Genomic DNA, 22750 nt, shown 5'->3' on the forward strand with positions numbered 1-22750 from the left:
GGTGGCACTATAAAACCTTAAGTTAAGTTGAGGTCAAGCAAAGGTGAGCTAAAATGGCGGACAAAGACACAAAAACGATAAAACCTCAGAAGAACGAGGGGAAAAAAATTGATTTTACTCGGGCATTAACGGTGGGCGAAGTGGCAAAACGCTCGGGAGTGCCTGTTTCTACAGTCCATTTTTATGAATCAAAGGGGCTAATTCAAAGTACACGAACTCAAGGGAATCAGCGACGATTTCACTCTGTTGTACTTCGTTACATCGCCATTATTAAGGTTGCACAAAGTACGGGGATCCCACTACATGAAATTCAAGAGGCATTGGGGCGTTTTCCTGCAAATAGCGCGCTAACTTCGGAGCAATGGAAGGAGATGTCGACGCAATGGCGTAAATCTTTAGATAAGCGTATTCGGCAACTGACACGTTTACGTAATGAGTTGGATAACTGTATTGGTTGTGGTTGCTTATCACTCAGTGACTGTCCGCTGCGTAATCCTGATGATGTACTTGGTAGGAAAGGCCCTGGTGCCCGTATTTTAGAACGTCCATAATCTATTTTATTTATTTTTGCGATTAATCATACTTTTCATTATTTGGATAGCCACTGTCGAGAGTGGCTATTTGTCTAGTTATATCATCATCTTATTATTTAAATTACCGCACATAATGGATATTTCTTGCGCCCATCGGCTACCCCTTTTCAGCATATTTGCGTAACTATTCGTTATGTTAATTTTTTGTGAACTCATTGTAACTAGATGAGAGAAAAAGAGGGTGACAAAGATGAAAGGCTTGAATAATAAGATTGCCATTGTGACTGGCGGAGCGACCAAAATTGGTGCAACCGTCGCGAAAGTATTGAGTGATTACGGTGTAAAAGTCACGATTTTTGATATTGATGCCGTGAATGGTGAAAAAGTCGCTCAAAGTGAGCCCAATATTGACTTTATTCCTGTTGATATCACAGATGACCAACAGCTTAAACAAGGTATTGACCGTGTTGCGCAGAAATATGGCCAACTCGATTTTTTAGTTAATCTGGCAGCCACTTATCTTGATGAAGGCCAGTTATCGACAAGGCAGGATTGGCTCACTGCGTTGAATATTAATGTAGTGAGTGCGGTGATGGCAGCGCAGTTTGCCAAAGCGCATTTCGTCAAGTCGGGTAAAGGTGCCATCGTCAACTTTACCAGCATTTCTTCTTCTGTCGCCCAAACAGGTCGTTGGCTCTACCCTGCATCTAAAGCCACCATGTTAGAGGTAACTCGCAGCCAAGCAATGGATTATGCGGCTGAAGGAATTCGTGTAAATTCCGTTTCCCCCGGGTGGACTTGGTCCCGAGTTATGGATGAAATCACAGGGGGAGACCGCCAAAAAACAGACCGTGTTGCTGCTGATTACCACTTATTAAAGCGCGTTGGTGACCCAGAAGAAGTCGCTCAAGTTGTCGCGTTCCTACTTTCTGATTTGGCCAGCTTTGTTACAGGTGCGGATTACGCTGTCGATGGCGGTTACTCCGCTATGGGGCCTGAACAGGCTAAACCGGCAATTCCCCGTCTTGCTGAATAAGACACCATTTTAACTATTTTGTAGAGGAAAATACTATGCGCCGTATTGCTATCGTCGGTGGTGGTCAAGCGGGTATGCCATTAGCTTTGGGTCTACTCAATAAAGGTTATGAAGTCACTGTTGCAACAAACCGCACTCCAGATGACGTTAAAAATGGCCGAGTGATGTCGAGCCAGTGCATGTTCGATATTTCACTGCAATTTGAACGCGATTTAGGTATTAATTTTTGGGAAGAACAGTGTCCGCCGGTTGAAGGAATTGGTTTTACGGTTCCTCATCCCGAAAAAGCGGGGGAAAAAGTCATTTCTTGGCGTTCACGTCTCGATAATTATGCCCAAGCTGTCGACCAACGTATCAAAATGCCTTACTGGATGGAGTTATTTGCAGCGCGTGGCGGTAATTTACGCATTGAAGATGTTGGTATTGCAGAACTGGAACGCTTAGCGCAAACACACGATTTAGTCGTATTAGCGGGTGGAAAAGGGGAAATTGTTAAACTGCTTGAGCGCGATGCCTCCCGCTCACCTTATGACAAACCACAACGGGCCTTGGCACTGACTTATGTGCATGGCATGTTACCAACGCCAGAGTATTCACAAGTTTCTTTCAACTTAATACCCGGTGTTGGTGAGTATTTTGTGTTCCCATCACTGACGAATAGTGGTGATTGCCATATTATGGTGTTTGAAGGGATCCCCGGTGGGCCTATGGATCAGTGGAATGAAGCGCGTACTCCACAGGAACATTTGGCTTACAGTAAAAAAATTCTCAATACCTATTTACCTTGGGAAGCAGAGCGTTGCCATCACGTTGAGTTAACTGATGAGAATGGCATTCTAGCCGGAAGATTTGCACCAACAGTGAGAAAACCGGTGTTAACTCTACCATCAGACAACATTGTATTTGGTCTTGCCGATGCGTTAGTCACCAATGACCCACTAACGGGGCAAGGTTCAAATAATGCCACCAAGGCTTGTAAAGTCTATTATGACGCTATTTTAGCCCATGGTGACAAGCCTTACACTGCCGAGTGGATGAATGACACATTTGAGCAGTTCTGGAAGTATGGCCGCCATGTTGTGGAATGGACCAATTCCTTACTCGCCCCTCCTGAGCCCCATATTTTACACTTATTGGATGCAGCCCAGCAGTTGCCATCCTTAGCACATACCATCGCAAATGCCTTTAATTACCCGCCCGTATTATTCCCTTGGTGGAAAGATGAGGCTGCTTGTGAGGCGTATATTCAATCGCAAATGATGGAAGAAGCTCGAGCTTAATGGGAGATATCAGTATGTCTATGATTGCAGAGGATACACTCATGTGTGATAGGGAATGGGGCGATACCGAATTTGAATCAAAGATATTGCGTAATCTGTTGGGATGTTACCCAACAGGCGTGGCGATTGTTACCACCCGAACTGCAGATGGCCGTGATGTTGGGTTGACTATCAACTCGTTTGCATCGCTATCACTTGACCCACCGCTAGTGCTATGGAGCTTAGTGAACCATTCACCAAACTTATCCGTATTTCGTGATTGTGCTCATTTCACTATCAATATATTAGGTCACGGGCACCAAGAACTTGCAATGCGTTTTGCGAACCCGCGTATCGAAAATAAATTTGAAGATGTAGCAATTCACCTTACACCAGAAGGGATCCCTGCATTGCATGGTGCTATTGCCACATTGGTGTGCGAAAACCATAAGCAAGACACGATTGGTGACCACTTATTAATGGTGGGGCATGTTCGCCGTATCGGTAGTGAAGCGGGTAAACCGTTAGTGTTCCATGGCGGTAGTTTTACTGCATTACATGAAGCGCCTTAAGGAGGGAGTGACTATGAACCAGCAAATTTTAATGACATTCGCGACACAATTGCAGCAAGGGAACATCCAAGTTATCGACCTGACACAAACCTTATCGCCTTCATTTCCGGCACTGCAATTACCTGAACAATTTGGGCAAGTTTGGTCATTTAGCATGGAACAAATTTCTCGCTACGACGATAACGGCCCTGCATGGTATTGGAATAATTTTAGTTGCGGAGAACATACCGGCACGCATTTTGATGCACCAATTCACTGGATCAGTGGCAAAGACCAAATCAACAACACCGTTGATACTATTCCAGTGGAAAACTTTGTAGCGCCAGCCGTTGTGGTAGATGCCAGTGCGGAAGTGGCTCAAAACCCTGATTGGGTGTTAACTGTAGAGTTTTTGCAAAAATGGGAAGAAAAGCACGGCACAATTCCTAAAGCAGCTTGGGTACTTTTCAGAACGGATTGGTCGAAAAAGGCGAATGACCCGGTTGCCTATGTAAGTATGCGTGAAGATGGTGCACACACGCCCGGACCATCGCAAGAAGCGGTGGAATGGCTTATTCATCAGCGTGATGTCAAAGGGTTTGGTGTTGAAACCATCAATACAGATGCAGGGCAATCATACAGTTGGCCAGTACCTTACCCTTGCCATACTTTAATGCATGGTCACAATAAATATGGCCTGCAATGTTTAATGAACCTCGACAAACTGCCTGCGACAGGTGTCGTGATTGTTGCTGCGCCACTTAAAATTGAAGGTGGTTCTGGCAGCCCATTACGTGTACTCGCACTTGTGGGGTGAGGTATGACAGCAAGCTCAACTCCTCAAGTGATAGTCGTGGGCAGTGGAATGAATTCCTTGATGTGTGCAGCCTTGTTGGCAGTACGTGGAAAATCAGTCCTCGTTCTTGAGCGAAATGACCGCTTAGGGGGCTGTATCCGCACTGAGAATTTGTTTGAGGGCTATACCCATGATTTACTTTCTTGCTGGTACTCCTTATTTGTTGGTAGCCCTGGGTACCAAGAGCTCGAACCCTATTTAAAGCAGTATGGATTAGAATTTGCTCAATGTGATTATTCAACGGGGTTAGTGCAACCGGATGGTCAATCGATTGCGTTAAAACGGGATATTTCTGAAGCGGCTAAGCAACTCGACCAGTTGGCTCCGGGGGATGGCCTTGCATTTCGTAAGATGGCGGAACAGCTATTTACGCAAGATGCAGCGCTTACATTTGGCCTATTAGGGCAAAACCCATATAGCGCCAATATGCTGAAATTATTATTTTCAGAATGGCGAAAACGTGGAGTCGATGGCTTGCTTGATTTTGCAAAAGCAGGAATAGAAAGCTTTCGCCGTTGGTCAGAACGTGAATTACAGCACGACTTTAGCCGAGCTTTGATGGCGCCATGGGTATTACATACCGGACTTGGGCCGGATGAAGCCAGTTCTGCATTAATTGGGAAATTAACCTTTGCGGCGGTGGTGGCTGGCGGTATGCCAGTGGTGAAAGGCGGCAGTGCTCGTATCGTGGAGGCTTTTGCGAAGGTTATTGAAGCGCATGGTGGCCAGCTAAAAACGGGTATGAATGTTGAAAAAATCATCACTACAGGTGAGGGGAGAAACCAACGAGCAACAGGAGTGATGGCGAATGGGCAAATCATTGCTGCGTCTGAAAGCGTAGTTTGTAACGTTACCCCAACGCAGCTGTATGGGTCATTACTCGAAAATACTTCACTGCAAGTGAGGGAAAAAGCGAGAGGTTACCGTTATGGGCGTGCGGGTATGCAAATTCATTTTGCTTTAAGCGCCCCTCCCCCTTGGTGTAATCCTGAACTGTTAAATGTACCACTGGTTCATTTCACTGAAAGCATGGAGCAAGTGTGTTTATCGGTGACACAGGCAAATAATGGTTATTTACCAGATAAACCGACATTTGGTATTGGCCAACCTACCGCGCTCGATCCCAGTCGAGCCCCAGAAGGAGGGTGGATCTTATGGATCCAAATGCAAGAGTTGCCTCGAGTGTTAAAGGGGGATTCTGCTGGTGAAATTTCAGTACCGGATGACGGGGGTTGGGATGAGCAAGTGCGAGAGGCTGTTGCAGATCGAATTCAACAGCGTTTAGAGCTGGTAATGCCAGGCTTTTCTAATTTGATAGTGGGACGCAAGGCAATTTCTCCCGCCGACCTAGAAAATTATAACTGTAACCTTGTTGGTGGTGACCCTTATTCAGGAACTTGTTCACCTGATCAGTTCTTCTGGTTGCGGCCTTTTGCTGCGACTGGCCAGACGAAAACGCATCAAACCGCAGTCAAAAACCTTTTTCATATTGGCGCCTCAACCCACCCCGGTCCGGGTTTAGGTGGTGGTTCAGGTTACCTTGTTGCACAAAAATTAGCAGTCAAACGCAGGACATAATAAATCAGCAAAGGATTTGTGACTTAACAGGTAAAGCACACACAGTAAGCAACCCACTATGGCAGGAAACATGATGAAAAAAACAACAATCGGTAAGCTTGTAGCAGGTTCGTGTCTCAGCATACTTTCGTTTGGTGCGATTGCCACCGAAGGTGGCGGTTTAGGGGTATACCCCGATGGGCTAGAAAACTTTATGTCAGGTGCATTGCCACGGCAAGGGGTACATGTACTGGTGTATGGTGGAAATGCACATTATGACAGTATTCGCGATAACAAAGGCGATAAGATCCCTGTTCCGGGGTTTAGCGTCAATGTGAACGTACTCGCTCCTCGACTTATTTGGGTAACTGACCAAAAAGTCTTTGGTGGTGATCTGGCTTTTCATACGATTGTGCCACTATTGGATGTGACTGCAAAAGCGGCGGGGCAAAAAGATACCAGCCGCGGCCTCGGTGATATTACATTTGGCCCCGCATTAGGGTTTCATCCATCAGCCGATTTGCATTATGTGGTTGGGCTAGATGCGTATGCTCCAACAGGTAAATACAGCAAAACAGACCCATCAAGTTTAGGTAAGAATTATTGGGCGCTGCAACCAGTTTGGGCAATCAGTTATATTCCACCTGTTGGTGTAAATGCGGATTTGAAGATGATGTATGACTTTAACTTCCGCAATAACGATACGAAAACACGTTCAGGGCAAGCATTTCACGCTGATTATGCACTAGGTTGGGGGTTCGGCAATGGTTGGGTGGCAGGTATTGGGGGCTATGCATTTTGGCAAACGACAGATGATAGCGGATCAAATTCAGCTCAAGGAAAAGCTCGAGCCTATTCTATTGGGCCTTCAATTCGCTATGCTAACCCGCAAGGGTGGCTATTTACTGCTAAATGGGAAAAGGATTTTGAAGTCAGAAACCGTCCAGAAGGTTCCCAAATTTATTTGAAGGCATCGATACCTTTTTAAACACGTTTGTATATCAAAACCCCATATTGGTATTACATAACAATATGGGGGGGGTATTTCTAAGAAAGTGATGATTGGGAATTTAGGCTTTTTTCATACTCTGACTTGGAGTTTCACCATAGCGTTGTTTGTAATCTGCACTAAAGCGACCCATATGGGCAAATCCCCAACGTAAAGCTACCCCAGTGACGCTAGTTGCTTCCCCTGAAAGGAGCTCTGCTCGAACACGTTCCATCCGTAAATCACGTAGATACTGCATTGGGCTGATATCTAAGAACTCTTTAAAACCAGCATATAAACTGCGTAAGCTGACGCCTGCAATATGAGCTAGCTGCTCAACAGTGATAGGTTCATGGGCGTGTGCTTCTAAATATTCTTGCACTCTGCGTACGTGACGAGGACGAATTGTTGACCTTCGCATGCCTGAGTCTTCGATATAATTATGGCCTTGGGTAGAAAGTAAAGTGACAGAAACCAATTGTTCAACTTGAGTCGTGATCAATTTATGTTGTAAGAGATCGGGCGCGCGAGTTGCGCATTCAATCAGGTAATTCATTAAAGTGCGCCATGCAATGCAAGATTGCCAAGCAAAACCCAACTCAAAAACTAACGGTTTATCTAAAGTATGCCCTAGTTGGCCTACTAAGGATCTTTCGAGTAAAGAACGGGAAATACGTAACATAAATTGATCGTTATCGCTATTCCAACGCATTATTGTTGATTCTTCAGGGCTAAGAAGTGAGGCCATCTGAGGAGTTGATTCAATACACTTTCCACCACTTTCGATGACTGCTGTACCTGATAGAGGCATTTGAACCAAAAAAAAGTCCTGTAGTTGCCCTGGAATAATGGAGACATCGGCACCATAGCGTAAGCGGCTTAGAGAAATATCCCCCATAGGAATATAGTGCATACGAGCATCAAGGCGTTGATGTGGATTAAGTAAGTTAAATTGATGTGGCTTCATGACTCGACCAACCATCGATTTAATCTCTTCAGGGTCAGCTGAGGTAAATAATAAACGCTCTGAAGAACAGAGCTGATTTTCAATCTGAGATGCAGATGAATGGGACCACGAGTTGCTCAACATCGGAGGTTCCTCCAAAATGATTTGCCAGCCCTGCTTTATAGAATAACCAAAATAGGGCCCGACTAATATTGCTTGTTATGTGTTTTTCTCAGTAAATTCAATTTATTATAATATTTTGCAATGACTTATTATATTAGGGAGGAATGCTTTCCATTTAAGTCAAATGAAGCCTTCCTTTTTGTTAACATTTTATTGACTATTTTTTAACTAGTCATGAGTTGAACATAACATAAACAAATTTTCTTACCTAGATAAAAACATGCAGAAACTATCCTGAAACTGCAAAAAAATAGAAACTATGCGGTTGTTGTGATAGCGATAACAATATAAAAAATAAAGTTATTTTTATTTCAATAACAGTAAAATATATATGATTTTTCATATTAAATTTTATGTTTACCTATCTTTTTCTTATTTAATTAATGTAATGCTCTAATTAATTATTTTATGGCGATGTTTTTTTCTGATTTGTTTGATTTTGTGAGGCCTATTTTCTATTTAAACATGCTATTCAGTATTTTTTATTTATTTTATTGATCTTTTTTTCTACGCTATTTGGCGGAAAAACTAATTTTCTAGTTGTTTTAACTCACTATTTGTCCCTTATCTGCAAGCCTTATCCACTCTCTGCATAAATCTAATTTACATGATTAATCATGGATTGACCTGTTATTAACAAAAGATATACAAATAATAAACACAAAAAAGATAAAAACGTTCTGATGTTGATTGGTGAGGTTAAAATGGCTGAGCGATCGTTTGTACAAGAAGTTCAAAAATTACGGCAAGGGCAAGGTGAAACCTTCAGTGGTGAAGGGATCCTTGCTGTTACAAAAGCGCTATTAGAGTCGGGTGTATCTTATGTTGCGGGATATCAAGGTGCTCCTATCTCCCATTTGATGGATGTCCTTGCTGATGCACAAGATATTTTATCTGAATATGGTATTCGCTTTGAAAATAGCGCAAGTGAAGCAACTGCAGCGGCAACCTTAGCAGCCTCAGTTAATTATCCACTACGAGGAGCTGTGACTTTTAAAGCAACAGTGGGGACGAATGTCGCATCTGATGCTTTAGCTAACTTAGCTTCGGGTGGTGTGTTAGGTGGTGCTTTAATTATTGTTGGTGAAGACTATGGTGAGGGCTCTTCTATTATGCAAGAGCGTAGCCATGCTTTTGCGATGAAATCGCAGATGTGGTTGCTTGACCCTCGGCCCAATTTACCGTCTATCGTTCAAGCCGTGAAAGATGGTTTTGAGCTCTCTGAAGCCAGTAATACACCCGTTATGTTACAAATGCGTATTCGTTCTTGTCACGTTCACGGGCAATTTGTTTGCGCAGATAATCAGCGCCCTAAATTTACCGTCAAAGATGCGCTTGAGAACCCAACTCGAGACGTCAGTCGCATAGTATTACCCCCTGCTAGTTTCTTACATGAAAAAGAAAAAATTGAAGCTCGCTGGCCCGCTGCAATTAAATTTATTCAACAACATGAGTTAAATGAATTTTTTTCAGAAGACTCGGATGATGTTGGAATTGCGCTACAAGGCGGTTGTTACAACACGCTGATCCGCGCATTAAATCAGCTAGGGCTAGCGGATGTTTTTGGTAATAGCCAAATTCCTTTATATGTGATGAATGTGGCTTATCCATTGATTGACGATGAATTTGAACGCTTTTGTCGTCATAAAAAAGCCATTCTAGTTTTGGAAGAAGGCCAGCCAAATTTTGTTGAGCAAAATGTGGCGAATATTTTGCGTCAACGCAAGATTGATATTGCCCTACATGGTAAGGATATGCTGCCAATGGCGGGGGAATATAATACTGCAACAGTGCTTGCGGGTTTACGTTCGTTTTTTGAATGCTATGGAAAGATAGCTCCACAAGTCAAAGCGGCTGCAAAACAGATTCGTATTCCAACGATTAATATTGCCACTCAAAAATCTGAAGAATCTTTACCTGAATACGTGAATGCAACAGAGCCAACATTAGATGAATCTGTCCATGCGCGCCCACCAGGGTTTTGCACAGGTTGCCCCGAAAGGCCTATTTTTACTGCGATGAAGTTGGTGGAGCGTGAATTAGGCGAACATCATGTGAGTGCGGATATCGGCTGTCATTTATTTTCTATTCTACCGCCCTTTAATTTGGGGAATACCACCATGGGCTATGGGCTAGGAGGCGCAGGGGCTGCGGCTTTGAATGCAAAGGCTGGGAAACGCGCGATTTCAGTGATGGGAGATGGGGGGTTCTGGCATAACGGTTTAACCAGTGGTATTGCCAATAGTGTTTTTAACCGTAGCGATAACTTAACTATTGTGGTTGATAACAGCTATACCTCTGCGACAGGAGGGCAAGATATTCTCTCTTCGACAGCGTTGAATCCAACCCGTAGTACTGGTCATGAAATTGAAAAAGCGGTGAAAGGGGTGGGTGTTAATTGGGTGAAAACCATTAAACACACTTATGACTTAAAAACCATGACAAATACGTTACGTGAAGCTTTAACAACCGATGAGCAAGGGCCCAAGGTTCTGATTGCACAAAGCGAATGCATGTTGAACAAACAACGCCGCGAAAAGAAAAAGGTGCGTAGTGATGTTGCCGCAGGCAAACGAGTGGTACGTGAGCGTTTTGGTGTTGACCCTGACACCTGTACGGGCGATCACTCTTGTATTCGTTTATCTGGTTGCCCGTCTTTATCAATTAAACCTAGCCAAGACCCACTAAGAACAGACCCGGTTGCAACAGTGATGGATAGCTGTGTCGGTTGTGGGCTATGTGGTGAAGTCTCTCACGCTGCTGTCTTGTGCCCTTCTTTTTTTAAAGCTCAAATTATTACTAACCCTAATGGCTGGGACAAATTGCGCCATCGTGTACGCGGTTGGTTTATTGGCTATTTACAGCGTCGTGACGCACGTCGTCGTGAACAATTTAGTTTCTAAGGGGGATGCATGAATTCTTTATCAACTGCATTACCATCAACAAAAGTCGCATTACAGCCGATTAAAATTGCCATTTTAGCCATGGGCGGCGAAGGCGGTGGAGTACTTGCCGACTGGGTTGTCAACCTAAGTGAAGAAAACGGTTATTTTGCTCAAACGACTTCAGTGCCTGGCGTGGCACAGCGCACGGGGGCAACAATTTATTATGTGGAATTATTCCCAGGTGCTGATAACCCACAAACGCCTTCTCCTGTATTAGCGCTTATGCCGATGCCCGGTGATGTTGATGTTGTTTTGGCCTCTGAATTAATGGAAGCAGGCAGAGCAGTACAGCGCGGCTTTGTTACCCCAGAGCGCACAACATTGATCAGTTCAACACACCGTGTTTACTCTATCGCGGAAAAATCAGCCATGGGTGATGGGCGAGTCGATAGCCAAGCATTAATTCGCCACACTGCGGCATCTGCGCGTCAGTTTATTCACTTTGATATGGCACAAGCAGCACAAGAAAGTGGCAGTGTGATTAGTGCTGTTTTATTTGGTGCGCTGTTTGGTTCCGGTGTTTTACCATTTAGCCGCGCACAATTTGAAGAAACGATTGTACGTGGGGGCGTTGGCGTAAAACCAAGTTTGCGAGCTTTTACATTAGGGGCAGAAAAAGCGACTAAACCCGAAGATGCATATCGGCCGGAGTCCACAAAGAACACCGTATATTCACCAAAAAATAAGCAGGTATCGCAACTATTAGCTCGTATCCAACATGAATTCTCTCCTCATGTGCAGTATCTCGTGACTGAAGGGACTCGCCGACTTATAGACTACCAAGACCCTGCCTATGCCACTTTATATTTGGATCGCCTCAATAACCTCTTTGCGCAAGATGGCGGGCAAGATGAGCGTTTGCAACGTGCGCTTGCGCGCCACTTAGCCCTTTGGATGTCCTATGAAGACACCATCCGAGTGGCTGACCTTAAAATTCGTGATAGCCGCTTTTCTCGCGTTCGCAATGAAGTACAGGCAAAAGATAATCAATTATTGGAGATCAATGAATTTATGCATCCAAGAATTGAAGAAATTTGCGAAACGCTTCCCAAAAATTTAGGTCGTTGGTTAATGCGTCCACATTGGTTACACAAAGCGCTTCGCAAAATGACCGAAAAGGGGCGCACGATCACTACCAGTTCTTTATTAGGTTTTTTACAGTTGTATCTATTAGCCGCATGGCGAAAAGGCCGACGTTCGACGTTACGTTATCAACTAGAAACGCAGCGCATTGAAAAGTGGTTAGCTGCTGTAATTAAAGCAGCGAAAGCTAACCCTGCACTTGCAACCGAAATTACCGAATGTCAACGCGTGGTTAAGGGGTATAGCGACACTCATGCGAGAGGGTTGCGTAATTTTAAAATCTTAATGGACATCGTTGCGCAGCAAGGGAACAAACTCGCCCCCATTAATTTACGTGAACTACGTGAAGCCGCATTGGCTGATGAACATGGGAAAGAATTGGAAAAATGCCGTCAACGTTTAGCGATGAATTAAGGATAACATCATGAGTTTACTGATATTTACTAAGCCACATAAAATTCATTTTTCGGAGTGTGACCCTGCAGGGATTGTGTTTTACCCCCAGTATTTCGTGATGTTTAACAATTTACTTGAACGTTGGGTTGATGAATTAGTCCCTCAAGGCTTTGCGGGTTACATCATGGAACAACGCTTTGGCTTGCCGACAGTACACCTAGAAGCGGAGTTCAAGGCCATTAGCAAAATGGGGGATAACGTGATGTTAGAGCTACATGTACAGCGTATTGGTCGCAAGTCTCTGACGTTACATCAACGCTGTGTCGGTGTTGATGGAGTACTGCGCATGCAAGTGACGCAAACTTATGTCACGACGTCATTAGAAACGCATCAAGCCATCCCCATTCCAGACGCCTTGTATCAGGCATTAACCGCTCAGCAACCAGTGTAAGTAAAGGAGAAGCTCCATGAATATTGTGTGTATTGGCGGTGGTCCCGCAGGGCTTTATTTCGGGTTGCTGATGAAACTACAGAACCCAAAGAACCGTGTAGTGGTGGTGGAACGTAATCGTCCTTATGACACTTTTGGCTGGGGAGTGGTATTTTCTGATGCCACGCTCAGTAATTTGCGCCAAGCGGACCCAGTTTCTGCCAAAACGATTTCTGCAGAATTTAGTCACTGGGATGATATCGATGTGCACTTTAAAGGTGTATGTAACCGCAGCGGTGGTCATGGGTTTATCGGCATTGGGCGTAAAAAATTACTCAATATATTACAAGACCGTTGTGTGGAATTGGGGGTGAAGCTGGTATTCGAAACCCAAGTAACGGATGACCAAGCGATTGCTCGTGAGTACCAAGCTGATTTGCTTATCGCTTCTGATGGCATTAATAGTACGGTGCGTACGCGTTATGAAAACGTATTTAAACCAGATATTGACCCACGTCGTTGCCGTTTTGTTTGGCTAGGTACAAAGAAGATTTTTGACGCCTTTACCTTCTTATTCGCCAAAAATGAGCATGGATGGTTTCAAGTTCATGCCTACCAATTTCAAGAAGGGTTATCGACCTTTATTGTGGAGACGACGGAAGAAACTTGGCTTAAAGCCGGTATTGACCAAATGTCTCAAGAGGATGGCATCGCTTATTGTGAAAAACTATTTGCGCCATGGCTTGATGGTGAAAAACTGATTGCTAACGCAGCGCATTTACGTGGTGCCGCAATTTGGATCCGCTTCCCTCGGGTCATTTGTGGAAATTGGGTGCATTGGACGCAGCCCACACAAGGTAAAGACGTTCCCGTAGTATTGATGGGAGATGCCGCTCATACCGCCCATTTCTCTATTGGCTCTGGAACTAAATTAGCACTAGAAGATGCTATCGAGCTGTGTGAAAGCTTGAAAACTTCAGGGGGTGATTTACGTAAAGGGCTTGAGCATTACCAGAAGGTTCGCAGTGTCGAAGTTCTGAAAATTCAGAATGCGGCACGCAATTCGACAGAATGGTTTGAAAATGTCTGTCGTTATGAGAATTTAGCTCCAGAGCAATTTGCCTACTCTCTCTTAACGCGTTCACAGCGTATATCTCATGAAAATTTGCGAGTGCGTGATGCTGTATGGTTGGAAAACTATGAGCAGTGGTTTGCGGAACAAACAGGTGTGACTTCAAAGGCAAAAGTGCCCCCTATGCTGACACCTTATCATGTACGAGGTATCACTCTTAATAACCGCGTGGTCGCGTCACCAACATTGTTGTATTGCGCTAATCAGGGTATACCCGATGATTTTCATTTGGTACACCTGGGAAGCCGCGCATTAGGCGGTGTGGGTCTAGTGATGACTGAAATGACGGCGATAGCTCCCGATGCCCGTGTGACAAAAGGCTGTGTCGGTATTTGGAATGACGAGCAAGTTACTGCTTGGCAACGTGTGACTGATTTTATTCATCAAAAAACGGATGCCAAAATTGGCATTCAATTAGGCCATGCAGGGCGTCGTGGTTCAACTCAGCGAGGGTGGGAGAAAGAAAATCACCCAATGGATGCAGATAACTGGCCGTTAGTTTCTGCTTCAGCGTTGCCTTATTTACCGAATATCTCACAAACTCCGGTAGAGCTATCCGAGGCACAAATGACTACGGTGATTGACCAATTTGTTGCTGCAGCAAAACGAGCAGAAACGGCTGGTTTTGACTGGCTTGAACTGCAAGCCGGGCACGGTTATCTACTGTCGAGCTTTATTTCTCCATTAACTAATCAGCGTACAGATAACTACGGTGGAACGTTAGAAAATCGCTTACGTTTTCCGTTAGCCATCATTAGTGCTGTGCGTCAGGTGTGGTCAAAACCTTTGAGTGTACGTATTTCATCGACGGATTGGGTGGATGGCGGGACTACGGTTGATGACGCGGTGGAAATTGGCCGTGCAATGAAGCAAGCGGGCGCAGATATGATTGACTGCTCTTCAGGTGAAGTGTCACCGCAACAGCAACCGGTCTATGGTCGGATGTACCAAACACCAATGGCAGACCGTATTCGTAATGAAGCTGGAATACCGGTTATTGCCGTAGGTGCTATTACTGATGCTGACCAAGTCAACAGCATTATTGCCGCTGGGCGGGCGGATTTATGTGCTTTATCTCGGCCATTACTTTCTGACCCTGCATGGGTCTTACATGAATGTGCGCGTTATGGGTGGGAAACTCGTTGGCCGGCACCGTATGAATATGGGCGTCAGCAACTCGTTCAATCCTTGAAGTCGCGTTAAAGGCTTTGGCAAACAAAGAGGAAAATAGCATGAGTACACACTCCCATGACCAATACCGAGAAAATGTGGCAGGGCGTGCCGATGTGGCAGATACCCCTGAGCTAGTGGCGTATTACCAAGAACTAGATGCGTTGAAGACAGGTGCATTATGGACGGTCGCAAACAAGATTGAACCGTGGCAACCCAAATCAAGCTCAGTTCCTGTGTTGTGGCGCTACCGTGATTTACGCGAACATGTGTTGCGCTCAGTTGAACTGGTGACCCCAGAAAAAGCGGGGCGTCGCGTGATCTATCTGAATAATCCCGGCCGCCAAGAAGTGGCTGCTGCAGTAGGTTGGCTATACTCAGGTTTACAAGTCATGCATCCGGGAGAAGCCGCTTCGGCTCATGCCCACTCATCCTCAGCATTGCGTTTTATTATGGAAGGGCGTGGGGCATATACCATTGTCGAAGGGCAAAAAATGATGCTAGAAGCCAACGACTTTGTACTGACGCCGAATGGGACATGGCATGAACACGGCGTTGCGGAAGATGGTTTACCTTGTATCTGGCAAGATGGATTGGATATCCCGTTAGTCAATGCCATGGAAGCTGGGTTTTACAAAGTGCATCCTGACTTACATCAAGCACAAACACGACCTATCGATTACCCCGTTGGTATGTGGGGAGGAACCGCATTACGTCCTCACGATATCGGCTGGGATAAACCTTATTCACCATTATTTAAATACCAATGGGGGCCAACCTACGAGGCGTTGTGCCGTGCAGCGAAGGCAGCGGATGGCTCAGTATTTGATGATGTTTTGATGCACTACACTAACCCGCTCACAGGAGGACCTGTGATGCCAACCATTGGAGCGAGTATGCAATTACTGCGTCCGGGCTTTGTTGGTAAAGCTCATCGCCATACGGGAAGTTTTATTTATCAAGTAGCGAAAGGGCAAGGGTACTCCGTGATCAATGGGCAACGCTTTGATTGGCAAGAGCGTGATATTTTCTGTGTGCCATCGTGGATGTTCCATGAACATGTGAATACCTCACAAACCGAAGATGCTTGTTTGTTTTGCTTTAATGATTTACCCGTAATGCACTCTTTGGGGCTCTATTATGAAGAGGCTCTAGTAGAAAATGACGGTCACCAGAAAGTCGTTACCTAGGTGAGTATTATATTTCTTATTGATTAATATAAATAATTTTATTATTCCAATTTACGTGAAGAAGTGAGTGAGGCAATCACCTCATTCAAGGAGAAAGAAAATGCGCTTAATAACTTATCGTTCTGATGTGACCGCGGCAGCCCGTTTAGGAGCAGTTGTTAATCAACAAGTAGTGGATTTAGCCCTTCTGGCACAAGAGCAAGGGCTGTACTTGCCTGATAATATGTTGGACTTTATCGATTTAGGCCCACAAGGTGTGCGTGTTGGTACAGAACTTCTGAATACATATCAAGGGCAATTCCCAGCAGGGACTGCGTGGCCTGTACAAAATGTGAAAATTTTGGCGCCGATACCTCGCCCACGTAAAAATATTTTTGGTATTGGCTTAAACTATGTTGAACACGTGGCGGAATCCAGCCGTACATTAGACACCTCAAAAGATCTTCCAAAACAACCCGTTATCTTTTCTAAGCCCCCAACCACAGTGATTGGGCCGGGAGATGCCATTGAACATAACGCCAAAATTACCCAACAATTAGACTGGGAAGTGGAGTTGGCGGTGATTATTGGCACTCGTGCGAAAAGTGTCGCGGCAAAAGATGCTCTTAATTATGTGTTTGGCTACAGCTTGATGATTGATATGAGTGCGCGTGATTGCCGCCGTGCTGGGCAATGGATTTATTCTAAAGGGCAAGATACCTATGCACCATTTGGGCCATGCATTGTCACTGCTGATGAGATTCCAGATCCTCATACCTTAGATTTAAGCTTGAAGGTGAATGGTGTAACCAAACAATCCTCAAATACACGCCACATGCTATTTAATGTGAATACATTGATTGAAGATATTAGCCAAGGGATCACATTAGAACCAGGTGACATTATTGCAACAGGCACTCCTGAAGGGGTAGGGGCGGGAAGAACACCTCAAGAATGGGTCTGGCCGGGGGATGTGATTGAAGCATATGTTGAGAATATTGGTGAATTGCGCCATCCAGTTGTCGCCGTTTAAGGGGGAAGTATGCTTAATTTGCAGACGTTTAAAGCCGCTGCGGTACAAGCCGCTCCGGTGTTTCTCGATACCAATGCTACGGTAGATAAAGTTTGTCGTTTAATTGAAGAGGCGGCGGATAACGGAGCGAAATTGGTTGCATTTCCAGAGGTTTTTATTTCTGGTTACCCTTATTGGAGTTGGGTGATGAACCCGATAGATGGCAGTCCATGGTTTGAAAAACTGTGCAAATCTGCCATTGAAGTCCCAGGGCCTGAAATACAAAAAATTGCTCAAGCTGCCGCACGCCACCACATCAATGTTGTAATTGGTGTGAATGAGCGGAACCCTAATGGAATCGCTACGTTATATAATACATTAGTGACGATTTCTGATGAAGGAAGAATTCTGGGACGCCATCGTAAATTAGTCCCAACATGGGCAGAGAAACTGACGTGGGCAAATGGAGATGCCTCTTCACTAAAAGTTCATCAAACCAGTATTGGGCCTCTTGGGGCATTGGCCTGTGGGGAAAACACCAATACATTGGCGCGTTTTGCTCTATTGGCGCAAGGCGAGTTAGTCCATATTGCGAGCTATATCGCCTTACCCGTTGCACCAAAAGACTATGACATGGCCGAAGCGATTCGTTTACGCGCATCTGCCCACTGTTTCGAAGGCAAAGTTTTTACGATTGTTTCCTGTTCGACAGTGTCAGAAGAGATTATGGATGCAATGTCTGCAACTCACCCAGAAGCACGTGAGATACTGGCTCGGCCAAATAGCGCTTTCTCAGGAATTATCGGGCCTGATGGACGAGTTATAGGCGAACCATTGGTTGACAAAGAAGGAATTGTTTACGGTGAAATTGATTTAAATCGCTGTATTCAACCACGACAAATGCATGATATTACAGGGCATTATAACCGTTTTGATATCTTTGATTTGCAGGTGAACCGCCGGCCATTAACGGCAGCACGTTTTCACGGTAATGGGCAAGAAGATGAAGCTTTAAACGTATTTCCAGAATCAGGTGAGTCATTTGGGGAGAGAGAGATATGAGTTTAGCACGTACATATCGTATTGGGCAGATTGTCCCGTCATCAAATACCACAATGGAAACAGAAATTCCGGCTATATTACGGGCAAGAGAAGCTCTGTTTGCGGAGCGCTTTACCTTTCATTCAAGCCGTATGCGTATGCAAAAAGTTACCAAAGAGGAGCTGGCAAAAATGGACTCCGATAGTGACCGCTGCGCTATTGAATTGTCAGATGCTGCGGTTGATGTGCTGGGATATGCCTGTTTAGTTGCGATTATGAGCATGGGGAAAGGTTATCATCGCATTTCAGAAAAACGTTTGTTTCAACGTACGGTAGATAACGGCCATCCAGCACCTGTAGTGACTAGCGCTGGGGCATTAGTTGACGGCTTACATGTAATGGGCGCTAAAAAAGTGTCTATTTTAACGCCTTATATGAAGCCGTTGACGCAGTTAGTGATTGATTATATCGAAAGTGAAGGCATTGAAGTGGTAGATAGTATTTCATTGGAAATTCCAGATAATTTAGATGTGGGCCGGCAAAACCCATTAGCACCAGTGGAAATTACGAAAAAACTCAATACCCAAGTAGATGCAATTGTGGCTTCTGCATGTGTGCAAATGCCTTCGCTACCCTCAATACAATTAATTGAAGACCGAGTTGGTTTACCTGTACTGTCTTCTTCGGTGGCGACGACCTATATGATGTTAAAAAAGTTGGGTTTAGAAACTCATGTTGATGGGTTTGGTTCATTGCTAAGTGGAAAGTTTTAGCTGAATTATCGCCGACTTCTGCTACTCTTGAGGGGTTGTAATCAAATGCAATAATTCAAGATGTTATCAAGGGGAGCGAATGGCAAACTCAAAGGTTTTTGTTGATAATTATTTGCCTGCCCTATTGGGGCAGGCTTGGATGTTGGTTTCATCTGAGTTTCATGCCATTGTTGAAGAAAAAGGTTTGTCAATATTAGAGTGGAGAGTGTTATCCACACTAGCAGGTAATGGCTCGATGGGGATTACAGAGCTCTCACAAAAAACAGTCAGTAAACAACCGACAATTACTCGCGTACTACAACGGCTAGAACAGCAAGGGCACGTGGTTCGCCACAGTAACCATAATGGTAGTGATAAGCGCATAACACTTGTCAGTGTGACATCAAGTGGAATGTCACTAGTTGATGGTTTACTTATTGCAGCTCAGCAACACGAAGAAGTTGTTTTAGCTCCCTTGGGGCTACGTAAAAGTAAGATTCTTAAGCAAGTGCTACAAGAATTAATTGAGCGGCATAGTATAGAAAACACCAATACTGCAGATAAAAGCACTTCCGATAAAAATAATAAAAAAAAGCTAAAAAGAAAAAAATCAGGTAGCCTAAATTTATCTAAAGAAACAACAAAATAGTCGATTAATGATGGTTTAGTTCTATTTTTGATGGCAATACATAACTTATTATTGATATTGCGTTTAAATATTTATTTATCAAATAGATAAATAAGTTTCTTATGGGGCATTTAAGTCAGTAGTAATTTTTGCAACCTGATGATAGATAGGCTATTTCTTAATTTTATTATTTTTGTATCGATTGATTAATTGCCACTTTACATTGATTCATTTTATCTATTTACTTCATAACTGATAATTAATGATTAGCTAAACATGGAGCAATCAATGTCAGTAGTGACACTTGTACTCGTTTTTTTATTAGCCGTTGTTGTGAGCGTTTTTGTTTCACGACTGCTCAAAGATATTATTCCATTACCCCTGATCCAGATAGCACTAGGGGCTGGCTTGTCTTTATACGGTTTTACAGTTGAATTTGAACCTCATCTATTTCTATTTTTATTTATTCCTCCTTTATTATTCCTTGATGGATGGCGTATTCCTAAAGAAGCCTTATTTCAAGAAATTAAACCGATCATGTCGCTAGCCATAGGTTTAGTGGTTGTAACAGTGATTGGTATGGGCTTCTTTATACATTGGTTAATCCCAGCCATTTCTTTAGCTGTTGCCTTTGCGTTAGCAGCCATTTTATCGCCAACGGATCCCGTTTCCGTGTCTGCCATGACCGTCAATTCCCCATTGCCATCTCGAATGGCGCATATTTTGGAAGGGGAGTCATTGTTGAATGATGCAACGGGTCTGGTGTGCTTTAGTTTTGCAGTGGTCGCTGCGTTAACAGGTACATTTTCCCTTGCTTCAGCGGCTGGGCAATTTGTATTAGTGGCATTTGGCGGAATTTTAATTGGTTTGCTGGTGGCTTGGGCAATTGGCTGGTTAAATCAACTGCTCGTTAAGCGTACTGGGGAAGAACCTGCAATTCAAATTATGATCAGCTTACTGATGCCATTTACGGCTTATTTATTAGCTGAACATTTGCATGTTTCCGGTATTTTAGCGGCAGTAGTTGCCGGTATTGCGATGCACTATGAAAAAATTGCAGGTCGCATGCAAGCGGCTACACGTATGCAAAGTAAAGCGGTGTGGGATACGGTACAAACTGCGTTGAATGGGATGATTTTCATCTTGTTAGGCGAACAGTTGCCGGGTATGTGGACAAATATGCCTGCTGTAGCAGAGGCCGCGGGTGCGAGCCATCCTTGGATGCTGTTTGTTTATGTGGCAATTATTACTGTGGCATTGGCAGTTTTACGGTTTAGCTGGGTGTGGATCTCGATGACTTTAACCGTCTTCCATAAACGCCGTCGCGGTAAAGAAGCAGATGTTATGCATATTCGTATGATGGCAGTAATGGCGACAGCGGGTGTGCGCGGAGCGATTACGTTAGCGGGTATTTTAACGTTACCTTTATTGATGCCAGATGGTTCATTATTCCCGAATCGTGACGTGGCTATTTTCTTAGCGATGGGGGTGATTTTATGCTCACTATTAATTGCCAGTATCGCACTGCCTATTTTAACGAAAGGGTTAGTACAAGATTTACCTTATGATAATGACGAAATTCGAGCGCGTTTAGCTTTAAATGAAGCCGCGATGGCACATTTACGTGAATTAATGAACCACCCATCGGATGATGTGGATGAAATTGCTATGCGTACTGAAGTTGGGGCGCAACTATTAGAAATTTATGGCAGACCACTCGATAATTCGGATGAAACTGAGTCAGATGTCTATGATTTACATAAGATGATTAATATGGAACGCGAAATGTCTAAGTCGGCGTTAAAAGCGAAACGCGACGCGTTATATCAAATGCGTAAAAGTAAAAATATCAATGAAAGGGTGTATCACCGTTTACGTGATGAACTTGATTTAAAAGAAGAGACACTGAATCACCATAAAAATGGTAAACATTAATTAGCGAAAACAAAAGACCTGAATTTATTCAGGTCTTCAGACTGCTGACAAACATATTATGTTTGGCGGCAAGTCTAATAGGTTTTGAAAATAAATTAGGAAAATCAATTTATTGATTTTCGGCTGATAACACAAAGCGGGAAAAACCACGCTTTTATCCCGCTTTGTCAACAACCTCAAGACCTGAATTTATTCAGGTCTTTTGTTATTGTAATTCAACTGAATTTGACGGCTTGTATTGAGTTCTGATAGGTTGGTTACAATTCAATTTAGGAAATTTATATGTCACAGGTTGTAGCAAGCTTAAGCATTATTATTACCATCACATAGTGGTGGGGATAAGCTACATCCTAAACCCGCCAGATAAGGCGGGTTTTTTGTCCTTATCTGGTTAATTCTTCAGTAAGGAACTATTTATGAATTTAACAGAAGCATCTCCATTATTAAAAAAACAACCTCGTTTGTATTTTCTTTGTGGGAAAATCGCTTCTGGGAAATCGACATTAGCGAAACAACTGGCTAACCACCCTCGTACTATTTTGCTCTGTGAAGATGAATGGCTTGCCGCCCTTTATCCTAATGAAATTAATGAATTGGCTCACTATGTCGAAAAAAGTGCTTTAGTAAAACAGGTATTGGAAGACCATATTAGGCAATTAATACAGGCTGGGAATAATATCGTGATGGATTTTCCTGCCAACACACCAATACAGCGTCAATGGTTAATGTCTTTGGCGCAATCATCTGATGTATCTTATGTATTTCATGTAAGTAATGATGAGTGTAAGGCAAGGCTTGCTGCTCGTAATTTAGCAGGGGAAAACCCATTTCAAACATCTGAAACGCAGTTTGATTTAATTACGGCACATTTTTCTTATCCAACAAGTAGTGAGCGGTTAATCTGTAAATTTTATCCATAAAAGTAGCATGTCAAAGTAACAAATATTTCTCTGAGTATCTATTACTTCAATTTATAGATACTTAGGGAAATACATGAGCAGTCTCTATAATTAATCAGTGACGAGATATATAACTTAAGATGATAATAATAAATTAAATAGTCATTGATGGTTATCTTTATTTTATTTATGAGTTTTAGTATTGACTTTATTGCTTGACTCTATTTTTGTGTAAATATAGTGAATTGA

19 protein-coding genes are annotated in these 22750 nt (G+C 43.6%); 18 read left to right on the forward strand and 1 reads right to left on the reverse strand.

Annotated elements, in window-relative coordinates:
- The first annotated feature begins 53 nt into the window (after window positions 1-53).
- The 7 genes from soxR to M1F26_RS02175 all read left to right on the forward strand — a co-directional run bounded on the left by soxR (window position 54) and on the right by M1F26_RS02175 (window position 6780).
- Window positions 54-551, forward strand: coding sequence for a redox-sensitive transcriptional activator SoxR (gene soxR / locus M1F26_RS02145; RefSeq protein ID WP_004261125.1), 498 nt, complete (start codon window positions 54-56; stop codon window positions 549-551).
- Between the two features lie 232 nt (window positions 552-783).
- Window positions 784-1569, forward strand: a complete 786-nt coding sequence (locus M1F26_RS02150; protein WP_125892958.1) for an SDR family oxidoreductase — start codon at window positions 784-786, stop codon at window positions 1567-1569.
- Between the two features lie 35 nt (window positions 1570-1604).
- A complete protein-coding gene (locus M1F26_RS02155; RefSeq protein WP_318837644.1) occupies window positions 1605-2849 on the forward strand; it encodes a styrene monooxygenase/indole monooxygenase family protein in 1245 nt (414 codons plus the stop codon).
- Between the two features lie 14 nt (window positions 2850-2863).
- Entirely contained in the window at window positions 2864-3400 is a 537-nt protein-coding gene (locus M1F26_RS02160) for a flavin reductase family protein (RefSeq protein WP_227528888.1), read from the forward strand.
- A 13-nt stretch (window positions 3401-3413) separates the two neighbouring features.
- Window positions 3414-4196, forward strand: coding sequence for a cyclase family protein (locus M1F26_RS02165; protein ID WP_140172601.1), 783 nt, complete (start codon window positions 3414-3416; stop codon window positions 4194-4196).
- 3 nt (window positions 4197-4199) lie between these two features.
- Window positions 4200-5813, forward strand: a complete 1614-nt coding sequence (locus tag M1F26_RS02170; protein ID WP_096864573.1) for a phytoene desaturase family protein — start codon at window positions 4200-4202, stop codon at window positions 5811-5813.
- A 70-nt stretch (window positions 5814-5883) separates the two neighbouring features.
- Window positions 5884-6780, forward strand: coding sequence for a transporter (locus M1F26_RS02175; protein WP_140172602.1), 897 nt, complete (start codon window positions 5884-5886; stop codon window positions 6778-6780).
- An 82-nt stretch (window positions 6781-6862) separates the two neighbouring features.
- Here M1F26_RS02175 and M1F26_RS02180 read toward each other — a convergent pair whose 3' ends face one another.
- On the reverse strand, window positions 6863-7870 hold the full coding sequence (locus M1F26_RS02180; RefSeq protein ID WP_036958341.1) for an AraC family transcriptional regulator: 1008 nt from the start codon (window positions 7868-7870) through the stop codon (window positions 6863-6865).
- Window positions 7871-8613: 743 nt separating this feature from the next.
- Here M1F26_RS02180 and M1F26_RS02185 point away from each other — a divergent pair.
- The 11 genes from M1F26_RS02185 (at window position 8614) to M1F26_RS02235 (ending at window position 22522) form a co-directional block, all read left to right on the forward strand.
- On the forward strand, window positions 8614-10812 hold the full coding sequence (locus tag M1F26_RS02185) for an indolepyruvate ferredoxin oxidoreductase subunit alpha (protein WP_140172603.1): 2199 nt from the start codon (window positions 8614-8616) through the stop codon (window positions 10810-10812).
- 9 nt (window positions 10813-10821) lie between these two features.
- Window positions 10822-12351 (forward strand): indolepyruvate oxidoreductase subunit beta family protein, encoded by a 1530-nt coding sequence (locus M1F26_RS02190; RefSeq protein ID WP_140172604.1) that lies wholly within the window; start codon window positions 10822-10824, stop codon window positions 12349-12351.
- A gap of 10 nt (window positions 12352-12361) precedes the next feature.
- Window positions 12362-12784, forward strand: coding sequence for an acyl-CoA thioesterase (locus M1F26_RS02195; RefSeq protein ID WP_094961443.1), 423 nt, complete (start codon window positions 12362-12364; stop codon window positions 12782-12784).
- Window positions 12785-12800: 16 nt separating this feature from the next.
- Window positions 12801-15098: a bifunctional salicylyl-CoA 5-hydroxylase/oxidoreductase gene (locus M1F26_RS02200; protein WP_140172605.1), complete on the forward strand. Its 2298-nt coding sequence runs from the start codon at window positions 12801-12803 to the stop codon at window positions 15096-15098.
- A 29-nt stretch (window positions 15099-15127) separates the two neighbouring features.
- A complete protein-coding gene (locus tag M1F26_RS02205; protein ID WP_004261095.1) occupies window positions 15128-16255 on the forward strand; it encodes a cupin domain-containing protein in 1128 nt (375 codons plus the stop codon).
- Between the two features lie 100 nt (window positions 16256-16355).
- A complete protein-coding gene (locus tag M1F26_RS02210) occupies window positions 16356-17267 on the forward strand; it encodes a fumarylacetoacetate hydrolase family protein (RefSeq protein WP_140172606.1) in 912 nt (303 codons plus the stop codon).
- A gap of 9 nt (window positions 17268-17276) precedes the next feature.
- The gene (locus M1F26_RS02215; RefSeq protein WP_140172607.1) at window positions 17277-18308 is read left to right on the forward strand and encodes a carbon-nitrogen hydrolase family protein; all 1032 of its coding nucleotides are present in this window, start codon (window positions 17277-17279) and stop codon (window positions 18306-18308) included.
- A complete protein-coding gene (locus M1F26_RS02220; RefSeq protein ID WP_140172608.1) occupies window positions 18305-19060 on the forward strand; it encodes an Asp/Glu racemase in 756 nt (251 codons plus the stop codon). Before M1F26_RS02215 ends, M1F26_RS02220 begins: the two co-directional genes overlap by 4 nt.
- 79 nt (window positions 19061-19139) lie before the next feature.
- Entirely contained in the window at window positions 19140-19688 is a 549-nt protein-coding gene (locus M1F26_RS02225; protein WP_140172609.1) for a MarR family winged helix-turn-helix transcriptional regulator, read from the forward strand.
- 267 nt (window positions 19689-19955) lie between these two features.
- Entirely contained in the window at window positions 19956-21602 is a 1647-nt protein-coding gene (locus tag M1F26_RS02230) for a Na+/H+ antiporter (protein ID WP_318837645.1), read from the forward strand.
- A gap of 416 nt (window positions 21603-22018) precedes the next feature.
- Window positions 22019-22522 (forward strand): AAA family ATPase, encoded by a 504-nt coding sequence (locus M1F26_RS02235; protein ID WP_140172610.1) that lies wholly within the window; start codon window positions 22019-22021, stop codon window positions 22520-22522.
- Window positions 22523-22750 lie beyond the last annotated feature (228 nt).

This window comes from Providencia sp. PROV048, from assembly GCF_033688165.1.
Lineage (GTDB): Bacteria > Pseudomonadota > Gammaproteobacteria > Enterobacterales > Enterobacteriaceae > Providencia > Providencia hangzhouensis.

Coding starts and splice junctions, on each gene's coding strand:
- M1F26_RS02200 (WP_140172605.1), top strand. CDS start 12,801: ATGAATATTGTGTGTATTGGCGGTGGTCCCGCAGGGCTTTATTTCGGG.
- soxR (WP_004261125.1), top strand. CDS start 54: ATGGCGGACAAAGACACAAAAACGATAAAACCTCAGAAGAACGAGGGG.
- M1F26_RS02210 (WP_140172606.1), top strand. CDS start 16,356: ATGCGCTTAATAACTTATCGTTCTGATGTGACCGCGGCAGCCCGTTTA.
- M1F26_RS02170 (WP_096864573.1), top strand. CDS start 4,200: ATGACAGCAAGCTCAACTCCTCAAGTGATAGTCGTGGGCAGTGGAATG.
- M1F26_RS02190 (WP_140172604.1), top strand. CDS start 10,822: ATGAATTCTTTATCAACTGCATTACCATCAACAAAAGTCGCATTACAG.
- M1F26_RS02205 (WP_004261095.1), top strand. CDS start 15,128: ATGAGTACACACTCCCATGACCAATACCGAGAAAATGTGGCAGGGCGT.
- M1F26_RS02220 (WP_140172608.1), top strand. CDS start 18,305: ATGAGTTTAGCACGTACATATCGTATTGGGCAGATTGTCCCGTCATCA.
- M1F26_RS02175 (WP_140172602.1), top strand. CDS start 5,884: ATGATGAAAAAAACAACAATCGGTAAGCTTGTAGCAGGTTCGTGTCTC.
- M1F26_RS02195 (WP_094961443.1), top strand. CDS start 12,362: ATGAGTTTACTGATATTTACTAAGCCACATAAAATTCATTTTTCGGAG.
- M1F26_RS02155 (WP_318837644.1), top strand. CDS start 1,605: ATGCGCCGTATTGCTATCGTCGGTGGTGGTCAAGCGGGTATGCCATTA.
- M1F26_RS02150 (WP_125892958.1), top strand. CDS start 784: ATGAAAGGCTTGAATAATAAGATTGCCATTGTGACTGGCGGAGCGACC.
- M1F26_RS02160 (WP_227528888.1), top strand. CDS start 2,864: ATGTCTATGATTGCAGAGGATACACTCATGTGTGATAGGGAATGGGGC.
- M1F26_RS02215 (WP_140172607.1), top strand. CDS start 17,277: ATGCTTAATTTGCAGACGTTTAAAGCCGCTGCGGTACAAGCCGCTCCG.
- M1F26_RS02165 (WP_140172601.1), top strand. CDS start 3,414: ATGAACCAGCAAATTTTAATGACATTCGCGACACAATTGCAGCAAGGG.
- M1F26_RS02225 (WP_140172609.1), top strand. CDS start 19,140: ATGGCAAACTCAAAGGTTTTTGTTGATAATTATTTGCCTGCCCTATTG.
- M1F26_RS02235 (WP_140172610.1), top strand. CDS start 22,019: ATGAATTTAACAGAAGCATCTCCATTATTAAAAAAACAACCTCGTTTG.
- M1F26_RS02230 (WP_318837645.1), top strand. CDS start 19,956: ATGTCAGTAGTGACACTTGTACTCGTTTTTTTATTAGCCGTTGTTGTG.
- M1F26_RS02185 (WP_140172603.1), top strand. CDS start 8,614: ATGGCTGAGCGATCGTTTGTACAAGAAGTTCAAAAATTACGGCAAGGG.
- M1F26_RS02180 (WP_036958341.1), bottom strand. CDS start 7,870: ATGTTGAGCAACTCGTGGTCCCATTCATCTGCATCTCAGATTGAAAAT.